Annotated in this window: 20 protein-coding genes and 2 pseudogenes; 7 read left to right on the top strand and 15 right to left on the bottom strand. The window is 58.4% G+C overall.

Annotated elements, in window-relative coordinates; all coding sequences use genetic code 11:
• Positions 1 to 151: 151 nt before the first annotated feature.
• The 4 genes from ACTG19_RS21550 to ACTG19_RS21535 form a co-directional block, all read right to left on the bottom strand.
• A complete protein-coding gene (locus tag ACTG19_RS21550; protein ID WP_005337302.1) occupies positions 152 to 844 on the bottom strand; it encodes an ABC transporter permease in 693 nt (230 codons plus the stop codon).
• Between the two features lie 3 nt (positions 845 to 847).
• Entirely contained in the window at positions 848 to 1,588 is a 741-nt protein-coding gene (locus ACTG19_RS21545) for an ABC transporter permease (RefSeq protein WP_005352911.1), read from the bottom strand.
• 211 nt (positions 1,589 to 1,799) lie between these two features.
• The gene (locus tag ACTG19_RS21540) at positions 1,800 to 2,573 is read right to left on the bottom strand and encodes an ABC transporter substrate-binding protein (protein WP_204382999.1); all 774 of its coding nucleotides are present in this window, start codon (positions 2,571 to 2,573) and stop codon (positions 1,800 to 1,802) included.
• A gap of 49 nt (positions 2,574 to 2,622) precedes the next feature.
• Positions 2,623 to 3,393, bottom strand: a complete 771-nt coding sequence (locus ACTG19_RS21535; protein WP_005337310.1) for an ABC transporter ATP-binding protein — start codon at positions 3,391 to 3,393, stop codon at positions 2,623 to 2,625.
• Between the two features lie 533 nt (positions 3,394 to 3,926).
• Here ACTG19_RS21535 and ACTG19_RS21530 point away from each other — a divergent pair.
• Positions 3,927 to 4,829: a lysine exporter LysO family protein gene (locus ACTG19_RS21530; RefSeq protein ID WP_194494563.1), complete on the top strand. Its 903-nt coding sequence runs from the start codon at positions 3,927 to 3,929 to the stop codon at positions 4,827 to 4,829.
• Between the two features lie 101 nt (positions 4,830 to 4,930).
• Here the strand turns inward: ACTG19_RS21530 and iadA are convergent, their stop codons facing one another.
• A complete protein-coding gene (iadA, locus tag ACTG19_RS21525) occupies positions 4,931 to 6,061 on the bottom strand; it encodes a beta-aspartyl-peptidase (protein WP_194494541.1) in 1,131 nt (376 codons plus the stop codon).
• Between the two features lie 66 nt (positions 6,062 to 6,127).
• A complete protein-coding gene (locus tag ACTG19_RS21520) occupies positions 6,128 to 6,910 on the bottom strand; it encodes an ABC transporter substrate-binding protein (RefSeq protein WP_019445361.1) in 783 nt (260 codons plus the stop codon).
• 387 nt (positions 6,911 to 7,297) lie between these two features.
• Here ACTG19_RS21520 and ACTG19_RS21515 point away from each other — a divergent pair, with 387 nt between their 5' ends.
• The gene (locus ACTG19_RS21515; protein ID WP_439989549.1) at positions 7,298 to 7,906 is read left to right on the top strand and encodes an ACP phosphodiesterase; all 609 of its coding nucleotides are present in this window, start codon (positions 7,298 to 7,300) and stop codon (positions 7,904 to 7,906) included.
• 56 nt (positions 7,907 to 7,962) lie between these two features.
• Here the strand turns inward: ACTG19_RS21515 and ACTG19_RS21510 are convergent, their stop codons facing one another.
• Positions 7,963 to 8,346 (bottom strand): DUF2069 domain-containing protein, encoded by a 384-nt coding sequence (locus ACTG19_RS21510; RefSeq protein WP_005333836.1) that lies wholly within the window; start codon positions 8,344 to 8,346, stop codon positions 7,963 to 7,965.
• 1 nt (position 8,347) lies between these two features.
• Positions 8,348 to 8,692: pseudogene (gene arsC / locus ACTG19_RS21505) on the bottom strand (arsenate reductase (glutaredoxin)); the annotation flags it as partial.
• Between the two features lie 60 nt (positions 8,693 to 8,752).
• Here arsC and ACTG19_RS21500 point away from each other — a divergent pair.
• Entirely contained in the window at positions 8,753 to 9,235 is a 483-nt protein-coding gene (locus tag ACTG19_RS21500; protein ID WP_439989548.1) for a TlpA family protein disulfide reductase, read from the top strand.
• A 101-nt stretch (positions 9,236 to 9,336) separates the two neighbouring features.
• On the opposite strand, the gene ACTG19_RS21495 is transcribed toward ACTG19_RS21500, so the two are convergent.
• Positions 9,337 to 10,791, bottom strand: a complete 1,455-nt coding sequence (locus ACTG19_RS21495; RefSeq protein WP_005333848.1) for a beta-barrel assembly-enhancing protease — start codon at positions 10,789 to 10,791, stop codon at positions 9,337 to 9,339.
• Between the two features lie 121 nt (positions 10,792 to 10,912).
• Between ACTG19_RS21495 and ACTG19_RS21490 the strand changes: the two genes are divergently transcribed.
• Genes ACTG19_RS21490 through ACTG19_RS21480 form a run of 3 tightly spaced genes read left to right on the top strand, consistent with a single transcriptional unit; the run spans position 10,913 to position 13,084 of the window.
• Positions 10,913 to 11,146, top strand: coding sequence for a sulfurtransferase TusA family protein (locus ACTG19_RS21490; RefSeq protein WP_005361432.1), 234 nt, complete (start codon positions 10,913 to 10,915; stop codon positions 11,144 to 11,146).
• 25 nt (positions 11,147 to 11,171) lie between these two features.
• Complete coding sequence (locus tag ACTG19_RS21485) at positions 11,172 to 12,242, top strand: AI-2E family transporter (RefSeq protein ID WP_005352935.1); 1,071 nt, start codon at positions 11,172 to 11,174, stop codon at positions 12,240 to 12,242.
• Between the two features lie 35 nt (positions 12,243 to 12,277).
• On the top strand, positions 12,278 to 13,084 hold the full coding sequence (locus ACTG19_RS21480) for a MipA/OmpV family protein (RefSeq protein ID WP_439989547.1): 807 nt from the start codon (positions 12,278 to 12,280) through the stop codon (positions 13,082 to 13,084).
• Positions 13,085 to 13,198: 114 nt separating this feature from the next.
• Here ACTG19_RS21480 and ACTG19_RS21475 read toward each other — a convergent pair whose 3' ends face one another.
• Positions 13,199 to 13,999, bottom strand: coding sequence for an alpha/beta fold hydrolase (locus ACTG19_RS21475; RefSeq protein ID WP_439989546.1), 801 nt, complete (start codon positions 13,997 to 13,999; stop codon positions 13,199 to 13,201).
• Positions 14,000 to 14,127: 128 nt separating this feature from the next.
• On the opposite strand from ACTG19_RS21475, the gene ppk2 reads away from it, so the two are divergent.
• Entirely contained in the window at positions 14,128 to 14,943 is an 816-nt protein-coding gene (gene ppk2 / locus ACTG19_RS21470; protein ID WP_005361444.1) for a polyphosphate kinase 2, read from the top strand.
• Between the two features lie 112 nt (positions 14,944 to 15,055).
• Here the strand turns inward: ppk2 and ACTG19_RS21465 are convergent, their stop codons facing one another.
• The 5 genes and pseudogenes from ACTG19_RS21465 to yejK form a co-directional block, all read right to left on the bottom strand.
• The gene (locus ACTG19_RS21465; protein ID WP_005333867.1) at positions 15,056 to 16,192 is read right to left on the bottom strand and encodes an ABC transporter ATP-binding protein; all 1,137 of its coding nucleotides are present in this window, start codon (positions 16,190 to 16,192) and stop codon (positions 15,056 to 15,058) included.
• 67 nt (positions 16,193 to 16,259) lie between these two features.
• Positions 16,260 to 17,150, bottom strand: a complete 891-nt coding sequence (gene malG / locus ACTG19_RS21460; RefSeq protein ID WP_005333868.1) for a maltose ABC transporter permease MalG — start codon at positions 17,148 to 17,150, stop codon at positions 16,260 to 16,262.
• Positions 17,151 to 17,162: 12 nt separating this feature from the next.
• Positions 17,163 to 18,814 (bottom strand): annotated as a pseudogene (malF, locus tag ACTG19_RS21455) (maltose ABC transporter permease MalF).
• A 75-nt stretch (positions 18,815 to 18,889) separates the two neighbouring features.
• Positions 18,890 to 20,071, bottom strand: coding sequence for a maltose/maltodextrin ABC transporter substrate-binding protein MalE (gene malE, locus ACTG19_RS21450; RefSeq protein WP_439989545.1), 1,182 nt, complete (start codon positions 20,069 to 20,071; stop codon positions 18,890 to 18,892).
• Positions 20,072 to 20,480: 409 nt separating this feature from the next.
• Positions 20,481 to 21,530 carry a nucleoid-associated protein YejK gene (yejK, locus tag ACTG19_RS21445; RefSeq protein ID WP_005333872.1) on the bottom strand — a complete coding sequence of 350 codons (1,050 nt, stop codon included), beginning with the start codon at positions 21,528 to 21,530 and terminating at the stop codon, positions 20,481 to 20,483.
• Positions 21,531 to 21,601: the final 71 nt, after the last annotated feature.

Raw genomic sequence — 21,601 nt, 5'->3', positions numbered from 1 at the left:
GCACGCAGCCAACGGCTGGCGGCGCTCGGGAGTGCTGCATTCTCCCTGCTCGTCCGCCATTTGGCAAACCGGACGGGCGGAGGATAAAGATAAACAATGGCCCCGCCTGCAACAGGCGGGGCCATTTTCGCTCATCTTGGCAGATCACACCTTACACATTGCGCGGGCGCAGGTGGGCGTGCCAGCGCGCTTCCCACTTCTTGAACAGCCAGACGATGACAAAGGTGAGCAGCATATAGAGCAGCCCTGCGGTCAAAAAGGCCTCGAACGGACTGTAGTAGCGAGAGTTGATGATCCGCGCCGCGCCGGTCAGATCGACGATGGTGATGATGCCCGCCACCGCTGAGCCTTGCAGCATGAAGATCACCTCGTTGCTGTAAGCCGGCAGTGCCCGACGAAACGAGTTGGGCAAAATGATCCGGGTCAGAGTCTGCCAGCGGGTCATGCCAAAGGCGTTGGCTGCCTCAATCTGGCCGCGCGGCATATTGTGCACCGCCCCGCGCACGATCTCGGCGGTATAGGCGGCGGTATTGAGGGTGAAAGCCAGCAGCGCACAGAACCAGGCTTCGGAGAAGAGCGACCAGGCGGCACTGTTCTTCAGCCACTCCCACTGGGCGGCGCCGTAGTAGATGATAAAGAGCTGCACCAGCAGCGGGGTACCGCGAAAGAAGTAGATATAGGCCCAGATCGGCCCCTTGATCAGCCAGTTGCGGCTATTACGCAGGATGCCCATGGGCACCGCCAGCATCAACCCAAGGATCAGAGAGAGGGCCACCAGCCAGACGGTGGTATAGAGCCCCTCCCAGTAGGTGGGCCACTCTTTGAGAATGATTGAGAAATCCATGGCTTACCTCGTCTTGATGGCATAGTGACGCTCGGCCCACTTGAGCGCCGAGGTGGAGACTGCGGTGAAGATCAGGAAGATCAGCGCCACCGCCATGTAGAAGGTGAAGGGTTGCTGGGTTGAGCCCGCCGCCAGCGAGGCTTTGCGCACCATGTCATCAAGGCCGATGATGGAGACCAGCGCGGTGGTTTTCAGCAGCACCAGCCAGTTGTTGCCAAACCCGGGCAGAGCGTGGCGCATCATCTGGGGGAAGAGGATCCGCACAAACACCTGGGTTGCCCGCATGCCAAAAGCTCGTGCGGCCTCCAGCTCACCTTTGTCCACCGCAAGAATGGCGCCGCGAAAGGTCTCGGTCATGTAGGCGCCGAAGATAAAACCGATGGTCGCGACACCGGCCACAAAGGGGCTGATGTCGATATAGTCCGGGAGCAGGGAGACCCACTCCTGATTGGGATTGCTCTCCAGTAACCAGCTGTTGTAAGTCTCGTTGACCCAGGTGCAGATGCCGTTGATCAGCACCTGGCCGCCAAAGAAGAGCAGCATCATCAGCACCAGATCGGGGATGCCGCGAATGATGGTGGTGTAGCCGGTGGCGATGGCCCGGGCCCACTTGTAGGGAGAGAGTTTGGCCAGCGCCCCCAGCATCCCCAGCAGCAACGCCAGCAGCAGGGAGGCCAGCGCCACTTCCAGGGTGACCCAGGCGCCCTCCAGCAGCGAGGCTTCGTATCCTTTCAAATCAAACATATGCAGCTCCATCGCCACTGAATCTTCACGCACCTGCTAACCAGAAGGCTCCATAGCAGTCCGAATGAAATATGTGCAGCTCCATTGCAATCAATGCGGGCCCGTAAACTCCCTCAGGGAGGTGACGGGCCCGATGACTACTGACGGGATCAACCTGTCGTTACTTGCCGTAGACGTCTTTGGACTTACTCGCCGTAAACATCTCTTTGTTTTACTCTCCGTAAACGTCGAACTCGAAGTACTTGTCGTTGATTTCCTTGTACTTGCCGTTGGCACGCAGCGCCAGAATGGCGGCGTTGAATTTCTCTTTCAGATCCTTGTCAGCCTTGCGCACCGCAATACCGGCACCCTCGCCAAACCACTTGGGATCGGTCAGTTTCGGGCCGACGAATTCGAAGGCATCACCGCCCTCTTTCTTCAGCAGACCGTCGGTGATGGCGGCAGAGTCGGCCAGCACATAGTCCACACGACCGGATTTCAGATCGAGATAGGCTTCATCGGCGGTGCCGTAACGCTTGATGGTGGCATTGGGGAAGTTGTCGGTAATATAGGTATCCATGGAGGTTGCACGCTGCACCGCGACGGACTTGCCTTCCATAAAGGCTTTGTCGAGCTGCACGTCAGTGCCCTTCTTGGCGGCGAAGCGGGCCGGAATGTGCTGGTACTTCTGGGTGAAGTCCACCTTCTTCTTGCGCTCTTCTGTGATGTCCATGGTGGCGATGATGGCGTCAAACTTGCGCGACAACAGCGCCGGAATGATGCCGTCCCAGTCCTGCTTGACCAGGGTGCACTTCACTTTCATCTCTTCGCACAGGGCGTTGGCGATGTCGATATCAAAGCCTTTCACCTCGCCACTGGGCTCGGTCCAGGAGAAGGGGGGATAGGCACCCTCAACCCCGATCCGGACCTCTTTCCACTCCTTGGCCATCAGGCTACCGGACGCGAGGGCAGTAACTACGGCTGTCGCCAGCATCAGCTTGTTCATGTATCTCTCCTTGATAAAACAGTTGATTGGGTAACCAGGCATCCCGCCATCAGTAGATGGAGGAGATGAATTGCTTGAACCGCTCGGATTTGGGATGGGCGAAAATCTCCTTGGGGTTGCCCTCCTCTTCCACCCGCCCCTGATGCAGAAACATCACCTTGTTCGATACATCCCGGGCAAACGACATCTCGTGGGTCACCACCAGCATGGTGCGCCCCTCTTCGGCCAGCTCGCGCATCAGGCCGAGCACCTCCCCCACCAGCTCGGGATCCAGCGCCGAGGTGGGTTCATCGAACAGCATCACCTCGGGCTCTACCGCCAGCGCACGGGCAATAGCGGCCCGCTGCTGCTGACCACCGGAGAGGTGGCCGGGATAGTAGTCACGCCGCTCCCAGAGTCCAACCCGGTTGAGCAGTTGCTCTGCCTTGGCCAGTGCTTCGGCGCGAGGCACCTTGAGCACCTGGATCGGCACTTCGATGATGTTCTGCATGATGGTCATGTGTGACCAGAGATTGAAACTTTGAAACACCATGGCCAGCCGGCTGCGGATCCGCTCCACCTGACGCATATCCTCGGGCAACCGCTCGCCGGCGCGGCTGGTTTTCATCCGGATCAACTCGCCATGGAGCGAGACGGTGCCGGATGAGGGGGTTTCGAGCAGATTGATACAGCGAAGAAAGGTCGACTTCCCCGAGCCGGAGGAGCCGATAAGGGAGATCACATCCCCCTTGTGGGCGGTCATGTCGATGCCCTTGAGCACTTCGTGGGTGCCAAAATATTTGTGCAGATCACGTACTTCCAGTGCGGCAACGTCGCTCATCCATTACAACCTTGTCTGTCCCTAGACGCCGCAGGGGGCGTGACTCAACCATCGTCCATTTAACAAAAAGTTAACCGATGGCAACCTTCAGCGAAAATATCACCCGGATAGTGAAAAAACAATACAGAACGAGGGTCTTCAGGGGATTCGCTCTATTTTTATTCGATCTTTGCGTATTTTTCAGCACTTTGTTTGCATAAACAGCCGTTTCAATGGCTATTCCGATAACGCCTTTTTATACCCCAATCATATCAGTGGCAAGAGAAAAGCGTGATGTGTGCCAAACCGGCACCAAAATGGCTTTATGCATCCCCTCGCCGAGCGAAATATCGGCCCCCCGATCGGATCGACTTGATTTCATTGGTGCACTCGGGCTCGCACAGAACCTTATTGGACAGAGAGGTTGTGGCAAAAAAGTAACAATCCGCCCCCAAAAGGGCTGTTTTTGGCCATGAAAGCGAGAGATATGTGACACAGAGCCAATAAGTAATGATAAGGTGGTGTTTTTATCAGTTTTTGTGATCGAGGCCTCGATGCTGCTCAATGTGTTGCTGATCCTGTTGCCACTGGCAATCGGCTATCTGGTTCCCCTCTCCTCTGCCCGGCTGATCAAGCTGGTCAACCAGAGTCTGGGCAAGATGGTCTACCTCATTTTGTTTCTGATGGGGCTCGGGCTTGCCTATGTGGAGAACCTGGGCAGCAATCTGGCGGTGATCTTCAAGGTCGCCGGGGTGATGCTGACCGCGATCACGGTCTGCAACCTGCTGGCCCTCTGGTGGCTCGACAAGCGCACGCCGCCGACCCACGAGGCGAGCGATGCCAAGATGCCGGGCAAGTTGCACCTGTTGTGGGAATCCCTGCAGCTCTGCTTTGTGGTGCTCGGCGGTGTGCTGCTGGGTCTACTGGTGGATCTGCGCGCACTGCCCATCGACAAGTGGAGCGAGTGGGCCCTGATGCTGCTGCTGTTTCTCATCGGGGTGCAGATGCGCAACTCCGGCATGCGGCTGCGCCAGATCCTGCTCAACCCCTGGGGGATGAAGATAGCCGCCACCGTCATCCTCAGCAGCTGGCTGGGCAGCCTGCTGGCGGCCCAGTTGCTGGGCATGCCCTTTACCCATGGTCTGGCGATGAGCTCGAGCTTCGGCTGGTATTCGCTCTCCGGCATTCTGGTGGCCGACAAACTGGGGCCGGTGCTCGGTTCTGCTGCCTTTATCAACGATCTTGGGCGTGAGCTTATCGCCATTCTGATCATCCCGGTCCTGATGCGACGCCACCCCTCGGCGGCCATCGGTTACGGCGGCGCCACGGCGCTGGACTTCACCCTGCCGGTCATCCAGAAATCAGGGGGCATTCAGGTGGTGCCGGTGGCCATTGTCTCCGGCTTTATCCTGAGCCTGCTCGGCCCCATCCTGATCCTCGGGTTTCTGGCTATCTAAGCCTTATTCCCACATTGCATCAAAAAGCCCGACCTTGTTGTCGGGCTTTTGCTGTTTGGAACAACCACGCTCTCGCACTGGCTGCGATATTGCCCGCAGCCTTATTCGCGCCACAAGCCGCCACTCATCACCCGTTCGATAGCAAACGTCCGGTCGTGCACCAGCAGCAGATCCGCATCCTGCCCGACCCCGATACGCCCTTTGCTGCCAAGCCCCAGCGCCTGCGCCGGATTGCTCGTCACCACGGCCAATGCCCTCTCCAGCGAGACACCGAGCCGGGTCGCGCGCGCGCACTGCTGCCACAGGCTGGCAATCTGGCCGCAGCGCATCTCGATTAGCCGCCCTTCGCCATCAAAGCGCGGCAGGCTGGCGTTGGCATCCGAGCTGAAGGTGATGCGCTCGGCAGACACGTTGGCGGCCAGCAGCTCGAGGAGTGCATCGGCGGCAAGCCGCTCGCCATCTTCCAGCAGATCGGGAAAGCTCGAGGTGGTGAGGTCGACCCAACCTCCCGCCTTGCCCCACTCGATGGCCTCGGCAAAGAGCCAGGGGTTGCGGTTGCAGTGGGTGGGATAGAGCTGGCGCAGCGGAATGTCAGTCTCATCGCGCAGGGCCCGCAGGGGCGCCAATGCCCCCTTGCCATCCCCGACATGGAAGAAGCTGACCCCGCTCTTGCCCGCAAGCAGCCCGGCCACCCGCGCCTCGCTGGCAAGCCTGGCCAGCTCATCGTGGGTCGGCGCACTGGATCTGTGGTCGCTGATGGCCACCTCCCCCACCCCCAATACCTCGGGGATCAGGATGATGTCCGACTCCACCGTGCCGGTCAGGGTCTTGACCGGCAGATGGTAGGAGCCGGTATACATAAAGGCGCTCACCCCGGCGGCGCGAAACTCGCGCACCTTGCCGAGCACCTGCGCGGGAGTGCGGGTCAGGCTGTCGGTGCCAAGCGCCGCCACCAGGGTAGTGACACCTGCCTTGAGCGCCTCGCCCGCAGCCAGTTCCGGGGTGCGAAAAGCAAAGCCCCCCTCCCCGCCGCCGCCGGTGATATGGGCCAGCGGATCCACCAGCCCGGGTACCAGATAGCGGCCACGACCATCGACCCGATGCAGCGGCCAGTTTGTGGGCACCGTCAACCCCTTGCCCATCCAGGCGATACGACCATCAGCCACCAGCAGATCCTGCTGGCCAAGGTGGGAGGGGCTGAAGATCTCGGCTCCCTCGATCAGGGTCAACATGGCGATCCTCCTTGCACGATTGTCGCTTGCCCAATGAAAAGAGAGGGAGCAAGCGCCCTCCCCCCGTCAACCACCATATATATCGTACTTGAAGTACTTCTGGTTGATCTGCTGATAGGTGCCGTTGGCACGCAGGGCCTTGATCGCCTCGTCCAGCTTGCCCTTGAGCTCCTTATCGCTCTTGCGCACGGCGATCCCCATACCATCACCAAACCACTGGCGATCGGTCAGGGCGGGCCCCACATAGTCGAACTTGTCGCCCCCCTCTTTGCCAAGCAGTCCCTGCTCAATGGCAGAGGCATCTGCCAGCAGGGCCAGCACCCGACCCGCTTTCAGATCGAGATAGGCCTCATCGGCATTGCCGTAGCGGACTATGGTGACATTCGAGCCAAAATTGTCGGTCAGGTACTTGTCGTGGGTGGTGGCACGCTGCACCCCGATGCGCTTGCCCGCCATGCCTTCCGGGGTCAGCGTCAGCTCGGTCCCCTTGGCCGCCACAAAGCGATTGGGAATATGGGCATATTTCTCGGTGAAATCGACCTTCTGGCGCCGCTCGTCGGTGATCGACATGGCGGCAATGATGGCGTCGTATTTGCGCGACAGCAGGGCCGGGATCATGCCGTCCCAATCCTGCGCCACCAGCTCGCACTTGACCGCCATCTGCTGACACAGGGCGTTGGCGAGATCGATATCAAACCCCTTGATCTCGCCCGACGCATCGGTCCAGGAGAAGGGCGGGTAGGCCCCCTCCACCCCGAAGCGCACGGTTTTCCACTCCTTGGCCATGGCGGGGGTAGCCAGCAGGCTGGCAACAAACAGGGCTGAGAGGGTCAGTCTGATCTTCATCATGTGTACTCCATTACATAAAAAGCGCACAAGCGCGGACAAGGCACCGCAGGCGAATGCATGCGATGACCAAAAACGGCAAAATCTGGATGAGCGAGATCACGCCCGAGCGGGCGTCAGTGAACTGCTCCAGGGGTTCGATCTATTCGTCGAACCACTCGGAGAGATAGAAAGGCTTGAAGTAGAAGGCCAGAAAAAAGCCTCTGGCTTTGCGCATCATGGTGGTTTGTCGCGTCCTGTGACAAAGATGGCAATCACCTTAGCACGCCCGAATTTTGCCCGGCAAGAGGCAGCCGCCAGGCAGTAGCAAAATCCCGATCATGGTCAAGGCAGGCGGGATCCGTTAGGCTCGAAGCACCTTGCCATCCCATAACAGACACACAGCGACCGATGAATTTTCTGGCCCATCTCCATCTGGCTGCCCACACCGGAAGCTCCCTCACCGGCAATCTGCTCGGCGATTTCGTCAAAGGCACGCTGCCCACGGGGCTTGCCGCCCACTTCGATGAGGGGATCTGGCTGCACCGCAAAATTGACGCTTTCACCGACAGCCACCCCGAGCACAAGGCGGCCGTCGCCTGTTTCGAGGCCCCCTGGCGCCGCTTTGGCGCCATAGTGGTGGATATGATCTACGACCACTGGCTGAGCCTGCACTGGGGACTGTTCAGCACCGAGCCCCTGCCCCGCTTCCTGCAACGCAGTTATGAGCAGCTATTGGCGGATCACCCACGCCTGCCGGACGGACTGCCACTCCCCCTCAAACGGATGGCCGAGCAGAACTGGATCGCCTCCTACCGCCACAGGGAGGGGCTGGGGCAAGCGCTAAATGGCATAGGTCGCCGACTGCGCCGCCCGGTACAACTGGGAGAGGCGCTGCTGACCCTCGATGAGTCGCAGTGGCAAACATGCGAGGCGGGATTTCTGCGCTTCTATCCCGCGCTGATGGACTTTAGCCAGCAGCAACTGGCCCAATATCGGACAGCCCAAGGGGCACTGTGACCCCTCTGGATAGAGCTGCTTCCCCATAAAAAACGCCCCTTGCGGGGCGTTTGTCATCAGTTGGCTTCGTCTTTCTTTTTGCGAATGCTTAAGCCCAGCTCCCGACCACGCAGTCGGGCGTAATAGATGGTGCCGACAAAGGCGAGAGTGGTGAAGACCAGCTCCACCACCGCCAGCCACCGCTCCCCCTCATCCGTGGTGATCAGGGTGAGGGCGTGCAGGAAATAGGGCATCAACACGAAGTTGCCCCAGGCGTGGGTGTAGGGGTTGCCCTGCACTATTCCCTTGAGAGGGAAGAGCAGCGGCACCGTCCAGATCACCGGCAGCAGCCAGGGGTTGAGGTCCGGATGGGGCGACAGCCACAGATGCCAGAGGATGACCCAGCCCAGCAGGCCGAAGAAGCCGACCAGAGTCAGCCAACGTGCGAAGCGGGTGCTCACTGAGGATCTCCAGCACCTGCTCCGGCGGGCGACCAATACGGGCCTGACCATTCTTGATGACGATGGGGCGCTCGATCAGCTTGGGATGCTGGTGCATGGCGCGGATGAGGCCATCACCGCTGACATCGGCCAATCCCAGCTCCTTGTAGAGATCCTCCTTGGTGCGCATCAGCTGGCGGGGATCGTTAAAACCAAGCAGAGAGAGCAGGTTGCGGATCTCATCTTCGCTCGGGGCCTGCTCCAGATAGAGCACCACATCAGGGGCGATCCCGTGCTGTTCCAGCAGGGCCAGGGTTTCGCGACTCTTGGAGCAGCGCGGATTGTGGTAGATTTGGGTCTCGCTCATGGTAACTCCCTGATTAATCGCAAGATGGGACTAGAAACGGCGCTATTGTAGGGGAAAGTGATGGTCAGGGTAAGCGGCAGTGGAAAGGAATTGAAACGAATTTGTTGGCTGATTGTGGCGGGCCTGCTGGGCGCCTGCACACCCGCCCCCGAATTTACCGATGCAACAGGGCAGTCGGTCAGCCTGCGCCACTTTGCCGGCAAGCCGCTGCTGGTCAACTACTTCGCCCCCTGGTGCGCCCCCTGCCTGCGGGAGATGCCGCACCTCAACCGGCTGGCAGCGGAGGGCCAGATCACAGTGGTGGCCATCAACTACGACCCGACCACCCCGGCAGAGCTGGGCAAGCTGGCCGCGCAGTACCACATCAAGGTGCCGCTCCTTATTGCCAATGAAGATGCCAGGCTCCCCTTCCCTCGCCCAAGCGGCCTGCCTACCAGCTACCTGCTCGATAATGAGGGCAAGCTCAAGCAGACGCTGGTCGGCGAGCTCGACCAGCAGCAGATCGAGATGCTCAAGGCGACCGCCAGCGGCATGAGTCACTAGCCCATCGCTGCTATCACCGTCCCCCACATCAACGCCACCGCCATAAACAACAAGGGCGCACCGTGGTGCGCCCTTGTTGGATTGGCCAATGCCAGCTGTCGTTAGCCCTTGAGGCTGTCGAGATCCTTCTTGGCGCGTTCCAGTTCGGTGATGCGCGCCTCCAGACGAGCCAAGGTCATCCGGTCGCTGGTGGTACCGCGCGCCACGATCAGCTCGTCGATGGCCGCCTGATAATCCCCGCGCAGTGCGAGCATTTCGGCCCGCGCCATATGCAGCTCGGTCATTCTGCCCGCCTTGCGATAGGCATCGGCCAGCAGGTTCCAGGCCAGATTGTTCTCCTCATGGGCACGGGCATAGGGGTCGAGGATGGCGATGGACTTCTTATAGTTGCCGCTCTCGAGGTAGGCGTTGCCGAGGTTGACCACCACCACTTCGTTATCCGGCATCCGGCTGCGGAACTTCTCGAGGCGCGCAATGGCCTGGGCACTGCGCCCCTTGGCCAGATCGATGTCGGTCTGGGCATCGACGATAAAGAGATCTTCCGGATGACGGGCCGCCAGCTCCTGCATCAGGGTATCAGCCTCGTCTGTGCGCTTGAGCTGGATCAGCGCCAGCGCCTTGCCATAGATGGCGGCATCCTTGAGCGGATAATCCCCCTTCTGGATCCGGCTATCGAAGTAGCTCAGCAGCCCCTGCGGGGTATCGGTACCAAAACGCACCTGAATCCGCACCTTGGCCAGCCAGAAGTCGAGGCTGGGCGGCAAGTCGCGGCGGCCATAGCTGCCCGCCCGAGCGCGGGCCTCGCTGATCCGGGTCTCCGGCAGCGGGTGAGTGAGCAGCATTTCCGGCGGCTTGCTGGCGTAACGGTATTCGGCAGCCAGTTTCTGGAAGAAGTTGGCCATCCCCATGGGATCGAAACCGGCATCATAGAGGGTCTTCATGCCGATGCGATCCGCTTCATATTCGTTGTCGCGGGTGTAGTTGATGGCCGACTGCATGGAGAGGCCCAGCGTAGTCTGCAACGCAGCGATACCGGCAGTCGGGTTGATCACCGCCAGCGCGATGGAGCCCACCAGACCGGCCAGGGTCACCGCCGAGCTGCTCGCCTGCGCTTCCATATAACGGGCGATATGGCGCTGGGTCACGTGGGTGATTTCGTGGGCCAGTACCGAGGCCAGCTCGCTCTCGCTGTCGGCGTAGAGGAAGAGGCCGGTGTGCACCTTGACTCGCCCGCCGAGGAAGGCGGCCGCGTTGATGCTGGGATCATTGATGAGGAAGAAGGTAAACGGGAAACGTACCCCATCGGCGTTGGTCAACAATCGCTGACCCAGATCGTCAATGTACTGGCTCAGCACCGGATCATCGATGATCGGCAGACCCGCACGGGCAAAGCGCATAAAAGCGTTGCCGTAACGCACTTCCTGCTCGATGGGCAGGGCAGCAACCCCGGCCGTGCCGATGTCGGGAAGCTGATTGTTGGCCTCGGCATGAAACGTGGCGCCCATCAGGGAAGCCAGCAGGGGAAGCGATGCCATCAGGGGGGAAAAACGTGCCACGTTATCTCTATCTCCATCAGAAAGGGCTTCGGCAGAATACCCTTGCCCATCAAGGGCTACAAGCGTTGTTTCACGCTCTTATCACGGCCATAATAGCGGCCACCTGCCTGATGGAGCCCCCATGGAAATTCTCGACCTGACCCCCTGGCGTTGCCCCGAGCCGCTGATCCGGCTCAAGCTCTGGTTAAGGGGGGCCAAAAGCGGTCAAACCGTCACCATTCGGCTGGCCGATGCGGGCTCCCGGCAGGATATTCCGGCCTATCTGCACCGTCAGGGCCACCATGTCGAGATGCAGCAACAACCGGACAATACCCTCTCTTTGCAGTTGGTTGTCGGGGCGAAACAACCATCTTGAGCCCCAGTGATGTAAGGATGCCGTCATGTTAGAAGTATTGAAGCGCTGGTATCAGACCCGTTTTTCCGATCCCGATGCCGTTACCCTTTTTCTGTTGCTGGTGTTCTGCTTCACCATCATCTGGCTGTTTGGCGATCTGCTGGCCCCCCTGCTGGTGGCGCTGGTAATGGCCTATCTGCTGGAATGGCCGGTCGCCCGGCTGCAAAAAGCGGGGCTGTCGCGCACCCTGGCCACCAGCGTCATTCTGATCCTCTTTATTGCGGTAGCAGTCGCCTCCTTGCTGGGTCTTATCCCGACGCTGGTCAGTCAGGGGATCAATCTGGCCAAAGAGGCGCCGGCCATGCTGACCCACGCTCAGGATTATGTGCGCACCCTGCCTGACAAATACCCCGAGCTCATCGACGTCAGTCTGGTGGAGACCGTCATCGACAATATTCGCCAGCGCATCCTCAGTGGCGGCGAGCATCTGGTAAGCGCCTCCCTCAGCTCGCTGGTCAACGTGGTCGCCATCATGATCTACCTCATTCTGGTGCCGCTGATGGTCTTCTTTATGCTCAAAGACAAGCGGGTACTGATGGGCAGCCTGCGCCGCTTCCTGCCGCGCAACCGCACCCTGGTCAACCGGGTGTGGGTGGAGATGAACAACCAGATCATCAACTACATCCGCGGCAAGGTGATCGAGATCCTCATCGTCGGCATCGCCACCTATGTCCCCTTCGCCCTGATGGGATTGCGCTACTCGGTGCTGCTGGCGGTCGCGGTCGGCTTCTCGGTGCTGATCCCTTATATCGGCGCTGCCGTGGTGACCGTACCGGTCGCCATGGTCGCCCTGTTCCAGTGGGGGCTCACCCCCGAGTTCGCCTGGCTGATGGTGGCCTATCTGGTCATTCAGGCTCTCGATGGCAACTTGCTGGTACCTGTGCTTTTCTCGGAGGCAGTCAACCTCCACCCGGTGGCCATCATCATCGCCGTGCTGGTCTTCGGCGGCTTGTGGGGATTCTGGGGAGTCTTCTTCGCCATTCCCCTCGCCACCCTGGTCAAGGCGGTGATCAATGCCTGGCCAAAACGTGAAGAGATGCCCAGTGCCGCAAAATAACCTGCTTCCCCTGCAATCGTGACAACGGAGTGTCCATGACCTTTTTTCGTCAAATTAGAGCGGCAGGGCTGACGGCCCTGCTCCTCGCTGCCGCCATGCCAGCGCGTGCCGATATCGATCTTGGCGCCATGGATCTGCTCACCAGCGACAGTCCCACCAGTCCGGTGCCACAGGGCTTTGTCGCCGGTGCGGCGCTCATCGGGGGACAGGCCCGTTATGAAGCGCAGGACAACGCCCTCTACGCCATCCCGGGCTTTATCTACTTCGGCGACGACTTTATGTTTCTGGGAGATCGGGCCCGCTACTATTTCCACAAGGATGAGAAGATCGCCCTGTACGGCTATGGCCGGGTCCGTTTTGGCAATCTGGATCCCGAGGACTCGCCCGCTTTCAGTGGTATGGAGCAGCGAAAATGGCAGCTGGAAGGCGGGATCGGTGGCAACATCATCACCCCCTATGCCCTGCTGACCGTGCGGGCCAACAGCGATGTCACCGGCCGCAGCAAGGGACAGGAGCTGCTGCTGTGGGCCGACTTCCCCATCCTGCGCGACAACCTGCTGGTCATGCCGGGGATGGGGCTGATGCTGCGCAGCGACAAGATGGCCAACTACTACTTTGGCGGCATCTCCGAGAGCGAGGCAACCGCCCAGCGGCCCGCCTGGGATACCGGTACCACCCTATCCCCGATGGCGGCCCTCATCACCAGTTACCGCTTCAGCCCCAACTGGATTGGCATGTTTGCCATGAACTACGAATGGTATGATCGGGACATCAAAAACAGCCCCATCGTCCAGCACGATGGCGAACTTTATGCGGGTTTTGCACTGGGCTATATCTGGTAACGGTTATGAGTCTTGAACCGTGAGACACGACCAAACAAAAGGGAGCCCTTGGCTCCCTTTTTCACGACCATCATCAGGCTGGTAGTACAGCCTGCTCAGGCTGCCAATTCAGGCTTACAGCTCCGCCAGAAAATCGATCAGCTGCTGATTGACGAAGGCCGGATTTTCCAGCGACGAGATGTGGCCAGCCATCGGGATCTCCCTGAACGGGCAACCCAGCACCTCGGCCATCAGATAGCCCTCCAGCACCGGACGGGCCTTGTCCTCGCAGCCGGTCATCACCAGCGCGGGAGTGGTGATCTCCTCCAGCCACTCGATACGATCTTCGCGGGTCACAAAGCTGCGGCCCACCGCCACCATGGCGGCAATCTTCTCGTTTGGCCAAGCGGCCAGACGCGCCTTGAAACCACTCATCAGCACCTCATCAGGCTGGCTGGCAAAGAAGATCGGCGCCACCTGTTCGATGATGGGCGCCGGCACGGTGCCGAGCTGCTCGATCATCGCCAGCATGCCGAGGTAGCGCTCGCAGGTGATCTGCGGTTCCAGGCCGACAAAACTGTCCATCAGCACCAGACCCTTAAGGCGGTTTGGCACCATGCGCGCCAGCTCAACACCCCACATGCCGCCGATGGATAGGCCCACCAACACGAACTCGTCAACCCCAAGGGCATCGAGCAGCGCCAGGTGATCCCGCGCCAGCGTCGCCAGGGTGCAGCCACCTTCGGGGAGCAGGTCGGAATCACCGTGGCCCCACAGCTCGGGGACGATGCAGCGATAGCTGCCCTTGAGCGCCTCGATTTGCGGCGCCCACATGGCGCTGTCCCACAGATAGCTGTGGCCAAACAGCAGTACCGGCCCTTGCCCTTCGTCCAGATAGGCCATCCGGCGGCCCGCTATCTCCATAAAATGCTTCATGTTATCTCCTGTTGCCAGCGATGGGCGGGCAGTGTATCACGTCCCCCTTGGCAGGTGACGCCTCCCTGGTGCAAGCTGACAGTGACTCAAAGAAGTCACCCATGAAAGGATGCCAAAAGGAGAAACCCATGGCGAAGGAGAAGAGCAAGAAGCGGCCGCGTCTGGACAAGAAGTGCTACGAGCACCACCTTGCCCATCTGCAGGAGGAGCTGGTCAAGCTGCAGGAGTGGGTCAAGCAGGAGGGGTTAAAGGTAGTGGTACTGTTCGAGGGACGGGACGCCGCCGGTAAAGGGGGCGTCATCAAGGCGATCACCGAACCGCTCAACCCCCGGGTCTGCCGGGTCACGGCGCTGCCCGCCCCCTCCGATCGAGAGCGCTCCCAGTGGTACTTTCAGCGTTATGTGGCCCACCTGCCCGCCGCTGGCGAGATGGTGCTGTTTGACCGTTCCTGGTACAACCGGGCCGGAGTCGAGCGGGTGATGGGATTTTGCAGCGACGCCGAGTATCGCGAGTTTCTGCGCGCCTGCCCCGAGTTTGAGCGGATGCTGATCCGCTCCGGCATCACCTTGATCAAATACTGGTTCTCGGTCAGTGACGAGGAGCAGGAGAAGCGCTTTAAAGAGCGGATCAACACCCCCATCAAGCGCTGGAAGTTCAGCCCGATGGATTTGCAGTCCCGCTCGCGCTGGGTGGAGTACTCCCGCGCCAAGGATGACATGTTCACCTACACCGACACCGAGGATTGCCCCTGGTTCGTGGTAGAGGCGGACGACAAGCGCCGTGCCCGCCTCAACTGCATTGCACATCTGCTGAGCAAGGTACCCTACGAGGCGATCCACTACGAGCCTATCAAGCTCCCCCCCATCAAGACCGAAGGGTATGAACGCCCGCCGCTGGCCAGCCAGACCTTTGTGCCCGATATTACCGCCGAACTCGAGGCTTGAACCGGGTTACCTTGCCTATCTGCGTGTTCAAATCGCAGGCAATAAAAAGCCGGTCTGACGACCGGCAAAAAGGCATTGATTATTAAGAAAGGAAAACCGGCACAACAAAAAATCAGGTACGGATATATTTGGCGGTACGGGGGAACGCCTGCTCCTTGGCATCGAACAGGTAGCAGGCTTCGGCCGGGATACCCACGCTGTAGGTTTGACCGGTCGCCACATCCACATCCGAGGTAGCCTTGACGGTAAAGTCGTGACCGTCCACATCCATATAAACGAAGGACTCGGCACCCAGGTGCTCGGCCACCTGCACGATCCCACTCACCTTGCTGTGAGCATGGGGGTGATCCAGCGGCATCAGATGCTCGGGGCGAATACCGAGCTCAACCTTGTCACCCACAGCGCCACTGCGGGCATCGACCCGAGCCCGTACGGTATCGCCAGAGGTCAGCTTGACCAGGCACTCCTGCTCGCCAATCTCCAGCAACTCGCCCGCCAGAAAGTTCATCTTGGGAGAGCCAATAAAGCCCGCCACGAACTTGTTGTCCGGGTTGTGGTAGAGATCCAGCGGTGAACCGAACTGTTCCAGGTTGGTGGCAGCTTCGGCCTTGAGCGGGCTCAGCACAACAATCTTGTCGGCCAGAGTCATCGCTTCCACCTGATCGTGGGTCACGTAGATGATGGTGGAGTTAAGCTCTTTGTGAAGCTTGGCGATCTCGATCCGCATCTTGACCCGCAGCGCGGCATCCAGGTTGGAGAGCGGTTCGTCAAACAGGAACACCTGCGGCTGCTGCACGATGGAGCGACCGATGGCGACCCGCTGACGCTGACCACCGGAGAGCGCCTTGGGCTTTCTGTCCAGCAGCGGCTCAAGACCCAGGATCTCGGCGGCGCGCATCACCCGCTTGTGGATGTTCTCCTTGTCCATTTTCTTGAGCTTCAGACCAAAGGCCATGTTCTCGTAGATGTTCATGTGGGGATAGAGGGCGTAGGACTGGAACACCATGCCGACGTTGCGCTCTACCGGCGGCACGTCGTTCATGTAGCGACCGCCGATGGTCAGCTCACCGCTGGTGATGTCTTCCAGACCCGCGATCATCCGCAGCAGGGTGGATTTACCGCAGCCTGACGGGCCGACGAAGACAATGAACTCCCCTTCCTTGATGGAGAGGTTGATGTTGCGCAGGGTGTCCTTGTGAACAGCCGGATCGTAATTTTTGCGAACGTTGTTGAGTACTACTTCAGCCATGACGAGCTCCGCTCTTGAATCTTTGCAAATCGTGATAGCGGGGGAGTCAGATCCCCCGGCCATAAACTTAACCTTTCACACCACCAGCAGTCAGACCGCCAACCAACCAGCGCTGTGCCAACAGGAAGACCACGGTGATGGGGAAACCGGAAAGCACTGCGGCCGCCGCGAAATCACCCCACAGATAGTTCTGCGGATAGAGGTACTGCTGGGCCCCGACCGCCAGGGTCAGATTGTTCACATCCTGCAGCAGGATGGAGGCCATGGGCACCTCGGTAATGGAACCGATAAAGGCCAGAATAAACACTACCGCCAGGATGGGCACCGACAGGGGCAACAGGATCAGACGGAATGCCTGCCACGGGGTCGCACCGTCGATGGCCGCCGCCTCCTCCAGGGAGGAGTCGATGGTCTCGAAGTAGCCCTTGATGGTCCAGACGTGGAGGGCGATCCCCCCCATGTACGCCAGGATCAGGCCACCGTGGGTGTTGAGACCCAGCCAAGGGATGTAGTCACCAATCTTGTTAAAGAGCGCGTAGATGGCTACCAGTGCCAGCACTGCCGGGAACATCTGGAAAATCAGCATACCCTGCAGGATGGTGGACTTGCCACGAAAACGCAGGCGGGCAAAGGCGTAAGCACAGGTGGTGGAGAGCGTCACGATCATCAGGGCAGTGATGCCGGCGATCTTGATGGAGTTCCACAACCAGGTCAGCACCGGGAACGGCGGCGGCGTGATGCTGCCGTCGGCGTTGGTGATGGACATGCCCAGCGCCAGCTTCCAGTGATCCAGGGTCGGGTTGGAGGGGATGATCTCCCCTACCGCGAAGTTACCGTTACGGAACGAGATGGCGATAACCATGATCAACGGGAAGATGATCAACGCCAGGAAACCCCACATGACCAGGTGGGTGGCCCACACCCGGTATTTGACTGATTTGGGTTGTACGATTGCCATGTTGAAGCCTCCTTACAGCTGCTTGTCGGCTTTGGACAATTTCAGGTTGAGCAGCGCCAGCGCACCCACGATGAGGAAGATGGCGGTGGCGATGGCACTAGCCAAGCCAAAGTCTTGCCCCCCCCCACCTTGGAACGCAATCCGGTAGGTATAACTCACCAGCAAGTCGGTGGTACCGGCCGGGGTGCTGGCACCGATGATGTCGGGCGCACCGTTGGTCAACATCTGGATAAGCACGAAGTTATTAAAGTTGAAGGCAAACGAGGCAATCAACAGCGGTGTCAGCGGCTTCATCAGCAGCGGCACGGTGATCTTGAAGAAGTTCTGCACCGGGCCAGCACCGTCCATGGCGGACGCTTCATAGAGATCTTCCGGAATGGCTTTGAGCAAGCCCATGCAGAGGATCATCATGTAGGGGTAGCCGAGCCAGGTGTTGACAATCAGGATCATCACCTTGGCCAGGAAGGGGTTGGTATACCAGTCCGGCTTGATGCCAAACGCCGCTTCCAGGAACATGTTGATCTCACCGAAGTTCTGGTTGAACAACCCCTTGAACACCAAGATGGAGATAAACGCCGGGATGGCATAGGGCAGGATCAGCATGACCCGATAGAAACCGCGCCCCTTTAGCGCTTCCCACTGCACCAGACAGGCCAGCACCATGCCGATAGCCAACGTAAAAACAACGGCACAGGTAGCAAAAATAACGGTCCAGATAAAGATCTGCAGGAATGGCCCCTGGATACCCGGATCAGTCATGATCCTCACGAAGTTCTTCCAACCGACACTGACCACAAAGCCCGGAGCAATCCCCTTGCCGACAAACTGACCCTGTTCGTCGATGTATTGATAGAAGCCGGTCTCGCCGTTGGGCAGCATCAGCTCGCCATTCTGGGTATCACGCAGCAGGTTACTGTCTTTGATCACCACCCCAGACTGAAGTTTGATACCCTCAACCAAGCGAGTGTAATGCGGCTTCTGGGCGGCAAATTTGCGCAAACCACTCAAAGTAAGATGAGTGTCCCCCTCCGGCATAACCAAATCCAGCGAACTTAAATGCACACGATGCTCTACGATCGCCCTAACTGGTGCCGCCTTGCGCTCCACATCACCAACCAGCGGTTGCAATTCAACCACTTGCGACGTGGTTTGAACCTTCCCTTCGCGAACAGCCTGCTCACGATCCTTATTGTTCACAAAATAACGGGTTGACTGATAAAGGATTGATCATCCTGTGTCAGCAGCAGCTGAAACTGGCCATTGTCGCCACCCAGCAGGGTAAAATCGAATTCACCGCCCGCCACCTTGTAGGTTTTCTTCAGATGGTAGTCCCGCGCCTGCTCCACGGAGAGAAGGTTTGACCCCGAATAGTTGGTGAAAGCGATGCCAATGGTGTAGGCAAGAGGGAAGATGATAAACACAACCATGCCCGCAACACCCGGAAAGATGTAGCGATGGGCATAGGTCTTCTTGTTCATGAAGACATACAGACCGACGGAAACCACCATCAGATCCAGCAGCGCGAATACCCACTCGCCACTGGCGTACATCATCACGGCTGCGTAGCCGTTGAGGATGGCAACCAAGGCCGCTATGGTCCACTTAAGCCAGCTGTGCTTATCCTTCGGACCGGCATATGACTCAATAGAAGGTACTACTTCCATGCCAATTAACCTTTATAACGCCAAGAGAGATTTGAGAGAGGGAGGCCAGATTGGCCTCCCGGAGGTCATACTCAGTTACTGAGCAACACGCTTGGCGGCAGCAGCAAGAGCATCATCAACACTCTGACGACCGGAGGTAATATTGGTCAGTGCTGATTCGAATCCACCCCAGAAACGGGTCATTTCCGGTACAGAGGGCATGACTTCACCAGCTTGAACACTCAGCATGGTCGCTTTGATGCGCGAATCGGATTCCAGCGTCTTCTGGAAGGATTTCAGGGCAACGGCACCCAGCGGTTTGTCGGCGTTAACTGATGACAGACCGGCATCAGTCAGCAGGTAGTTTTCCAGGAACTCGATGGCCAGATCCTTGTTCGGGCTGGCGGCGTTGATGGTGGCACCCAGTACGCCAACGAAGGCTTTGGCCGGCTTGCCGTTCAGGGTCGGCAGCGGCGCAACGCCGTACTTGATGCCGCTCTTGTCCAGGTTGCTCCAGGCCCAGGGACCGTTGATCATCATGGCCACTTCGCCCTTGTTGAACTTGGCGTCCATCACACCGTAGTCGATGCCTTTTTCCAGGTGACCGGACTTGATCATCTCGGAGATGTAGCCCACGCCCATCTTGGCACCCGCATTGTTCACGCCAGTATCTTTGACGTCATAACCGGTAGCGGTTTTCTTGAAGGCGTAGCCACCATTGGCAGCCACCAGCGGATAGCTGAAGTACGGGGTGTTATAGGCCCACATGATGGCACGCTTACCATCTTTTTTGAGTTTATCGTCGATGCCGGCGATCTCTTCAAAGGTTTTCGGCGGCTCTGGCAGCAGGTCTTTGTTATAGATCAGGCTGACCGCTTCCATGGCAACCGGGTAGCCATAGGTTTTGCCATCAACAGTCATGGCATCCCAAGCCATAGTGTCAAACTTGGTTTTGGTTGCGGCGTTCGGCGTTACTGGCAACAGCAAACCGGCTTTGACCCACTCACCGTAACGATCGTTTGCCCAGAAGAAGATGTCCGGGCCATTGCCAGTGGCAGCAGCTTGCTGGAATTTCACTTCAACCTGATCCGGGTGAGCCACAGTAACCTTGATACCAGTTTCTGCTTCAAATTTCTTACCCACTTCAGCCAGACCGTTGTATCCCTTGTCACCGTTGATCCAGATGGTCAACTGGCCTTCATCGATGGCAGCAGTAGCAGAGCAAGCGACGCCAATAGTGGCCAGACCGATCAGGGATGACAGCAATTTCTTTTTCATGAGCCTTTCCTTGTTGTAGTTCCGCGCTGTAAGAGCATTGTGTGCGAGATGAATATTATCCCAAGTGGCAAACGGCTCACATGACGCAACTCGCATTTTTGAAATACAATTACGTCATTACATCCAAAAAAACATGAAAACATTTTCTTAAAATAGAGATAAATCCCTATTTATCGGTGTAATCGACCACGTTTCATGAAAATAAATTACCATTATGAAATATAAATACGACCATGAAATGGTTTTCAAACAAGTGAAACCCCTTTCATGTGCATTATTCATGCTGGAAGTGTTAACAAAACACCGAGTCACTTTCTCCAATAGCCCCTTGATGCATGAAAAAGAGACCCCGCCGGGGCGGAGTCTCTTTTTGCGAGAAATGACGAGTTGATCACACTCGGGAGCATGACTAAGACTGGCGCAGCAGCTGATCCTTGAGATTGGGCGGCACACCCTTGATGGTCAGGGTGTCGGTCTGGGGATCGTAAAAGATCCGGCTGTTCAACAGCTTCTGCTCAAAGCTCAAAGTCAGGCCGCCACCGGAGCCGACAAACTTGGTCAAACCACGCAGGGTAGAGCGATCCGCCGGGAAACGCTCTTCCAGCTCATACTCCTGACCAATAAAACTGTAAAAATCGAGGTCACCGTCGCCAGGCAATTCTGCAGACAGCTCCTTGATTTCGATCTCTTCACCGGCGCTCGCCTGTTCGGTGCAATATTTGAAGACCTGCTTTTTATAGTCATTGCGCTCGGTCGGTTCGAGCTGACGACTGTCGCAATAATCTTCGACCGCCTGCAGCAAGCCTTTATTTTGTACCTTGGCATCCATGCCTTCGCGGGCACCCAGCAGATCCATAAAGAAGTCGCCCAGTTTGCGACCAATACGCCCCTTGCTGAAGGTGATATAGCGGCGCGAATCAGGTTGGGTTTTCCATTCGGTCAAATCAATGCGGGCCACCAGATTGAGTTTGCCGATATCCAGATACTGGATATGGCGCAATTCCAGCGCTTCGCTGACGGTGACGCTCTCCTTGCCCTCCAGCAGGGCAATCAGCAGATAATCGACCCCGACGTAGTTATATTTGGCAAACAGCAGCACCCCCTGCTCATCGAGGGCGTGCTCCACCAGCTGCTTGACCAGCATCTGGGTCACGGTGACCGAGAAGGGAACGAATTCGGTCTGCTCGTCGAGCAGCTGTTCGAGGGCGATACGAAACGCGGGTGAAGGCTGCTTGGGAGCCTCTTCACCGTCGGCCAGCTCGGCGACGGCGGCCTCGGGGTCGGCAAAGAAGCCAAAGCCCTTGCCACCCTTGCCGTTGTAGATCCGATGCAGTTCCGCCATCAGTCCCTGTACCGCCTCATCAGGGGGCAGGGTCTGGCTGCGGGTATCGGCGTGGGGTTGACCATCGCCGCCCTGGCGCAAGGAGTGAAGAATGATCTTGTCGATATCGAGACTCATGTCACAAAGCCATAGTGTTAGCCGAAAGGGTGAAGTATTATAAGGCGCTTTGAACCGAGATGAACTGAAGA

Source organism: Aeromonas sp. 3P (assembly GCF_051919745.1).
GTDB lineage: Bacteria > Pseudomonadota > Gammaproteobacteria > Enterobacterales > Aeromonadaceae > Aeromonas > Aeromonas veronii.
Note: the sequence above shows the minus strand (reverse complement) of the source record. Positions and strands in the feature narration are given on the sequence as shown.

Excerpts from the sequence above, each read along its gene's own strand:
- ACTG19_RS21540 (WP_204382999.1), bottom strand. The coding sequence starts at position 2,573 with ATGAACAAGCTGATGCTGGCGACAGCCGTAGTTACTGCCCTCGCGTCC.
- ppk2 (WP_005361444.1), top strand. The coding sequence starts at position 14,128 with ATGGCGAAGGAGAAGAGCAAGAAGCGGCCGCGTCTGGACAAGAAGTGC.
- ACTG19_RS21490 (WP_005361432.1), top strand. The coding sequence starts at position 10,913 with ATGGAAATTCTCGACCTGACCCCCTGGCGTTGCCCCGAGCCGCTGATC.
- malG (WP_005333868.1), bottom strand. The coding sequence starts at position 17,150 with ATGGCAATCGTACAACCCAAATCAGTCAAATACCGGGTGTGGGCCACC.
- ACTG19_RS21520 (WP_019445361.1), bottom strand. The coding sequence starts at position 6,910 with ATGATGAAGATCAGACTGACCCTCTCAGCCCTGTTTGTTGCCAGCCTG.
- ACTG19_RS21480 (WP_439989547.1), top strand. The coding sequence starts at position 12,278 with ATGACCTTTTTTCGTCAAATTAGAGCGGCAGGGCTGACGGCCCTGCTC.
- iadA (WP_194494541.1), bottom strand. The coding sequence starts at position 6,061 with ATGTTGACCCTGATCGAGGGAGCCGAGATCTTCAGCCCCTCCCACCTT.
- yejK (WP_005333872.1), bottom strand. The coding sequence starts at position 21,530 with ATGAGTCTCGATATCGACAAGATCATTCTTCACTCCTTGCGCCAGGGC.
- ACTG19_RS21535 (WP_005337310.1), bottom strand. The coding sequence starts at position 3,393 with ATGAGCGACGTTGCCGCACTGGAAGTACGTGATCTGCACAAATATTTT.
- ACTG19_RS21465 (WP_005333867.1), bottom strand. The coding sequence starts at position 16,192 with ATGGCTGAAGTAGTACTCAACAACGTTCGCAAAAATTACGATCCGGCT.
- malE (WP_439989545.1), bottom strand. The coding sequence starts at position 20,071 with ATGAAAAAGAAATTGCTGTCATCCCTGATCGGTCTGGCCACTATTGGC.
- ACTG19_RS21500 (WP_439989548.1), top strand. The coding sequence starts at position 8,753 with ATGGTCAGGGTAAGCGGCAGTGGAAAGGAATTGAAACGAATTTGTTGG.
- ACTG19_RS21530 (WP_194494563.1), top strand. The coding sequence starts at position 3,927 with ATGCTGCTCAATGTGTTGCTGATCCTGTTGCCACTGGCAATCGGCTAT.
- ACTG19_RS21545 (WP_005352911.1), bottom strand. The coding sequence starts at position 1,588 with ATGTTTGATTTGAAAGGATACGAAGCCTCGCTGCTGGAGGGCGCCTGG.
- ACTG19_RS21485 (WP_005352935.1), top strand. The coding sequence starts at position 11,172 with ATGTTAGAAGTATTGAAGCGCTGGTATCAGACCCGTTTTTCCGATCCC.
- ACTG19_RS21475 (WP_439989546.1), bottom strand. The coding sequence starts at position 13,999 with ATGAAGCATTTTATGGAGATAGCGGGCCGCCGGATGGCCTATCTGGAC.
- ACTG19_RS21550 (WP_005337302.1), bottom strand. The coding sequence starts at position 844 with ATGGATTTCTCAATCATTCTCAAAGAGTGGCCCACCTACTGGGAGGGG.
- ACTG19_RS21515 (WP_439989549.1), top strand. The coding sequence starts at position 7,298 with ATGAATTTTCTGGCCCATCTCCATCTGGCTGCCCACACCGGAAGCTCC.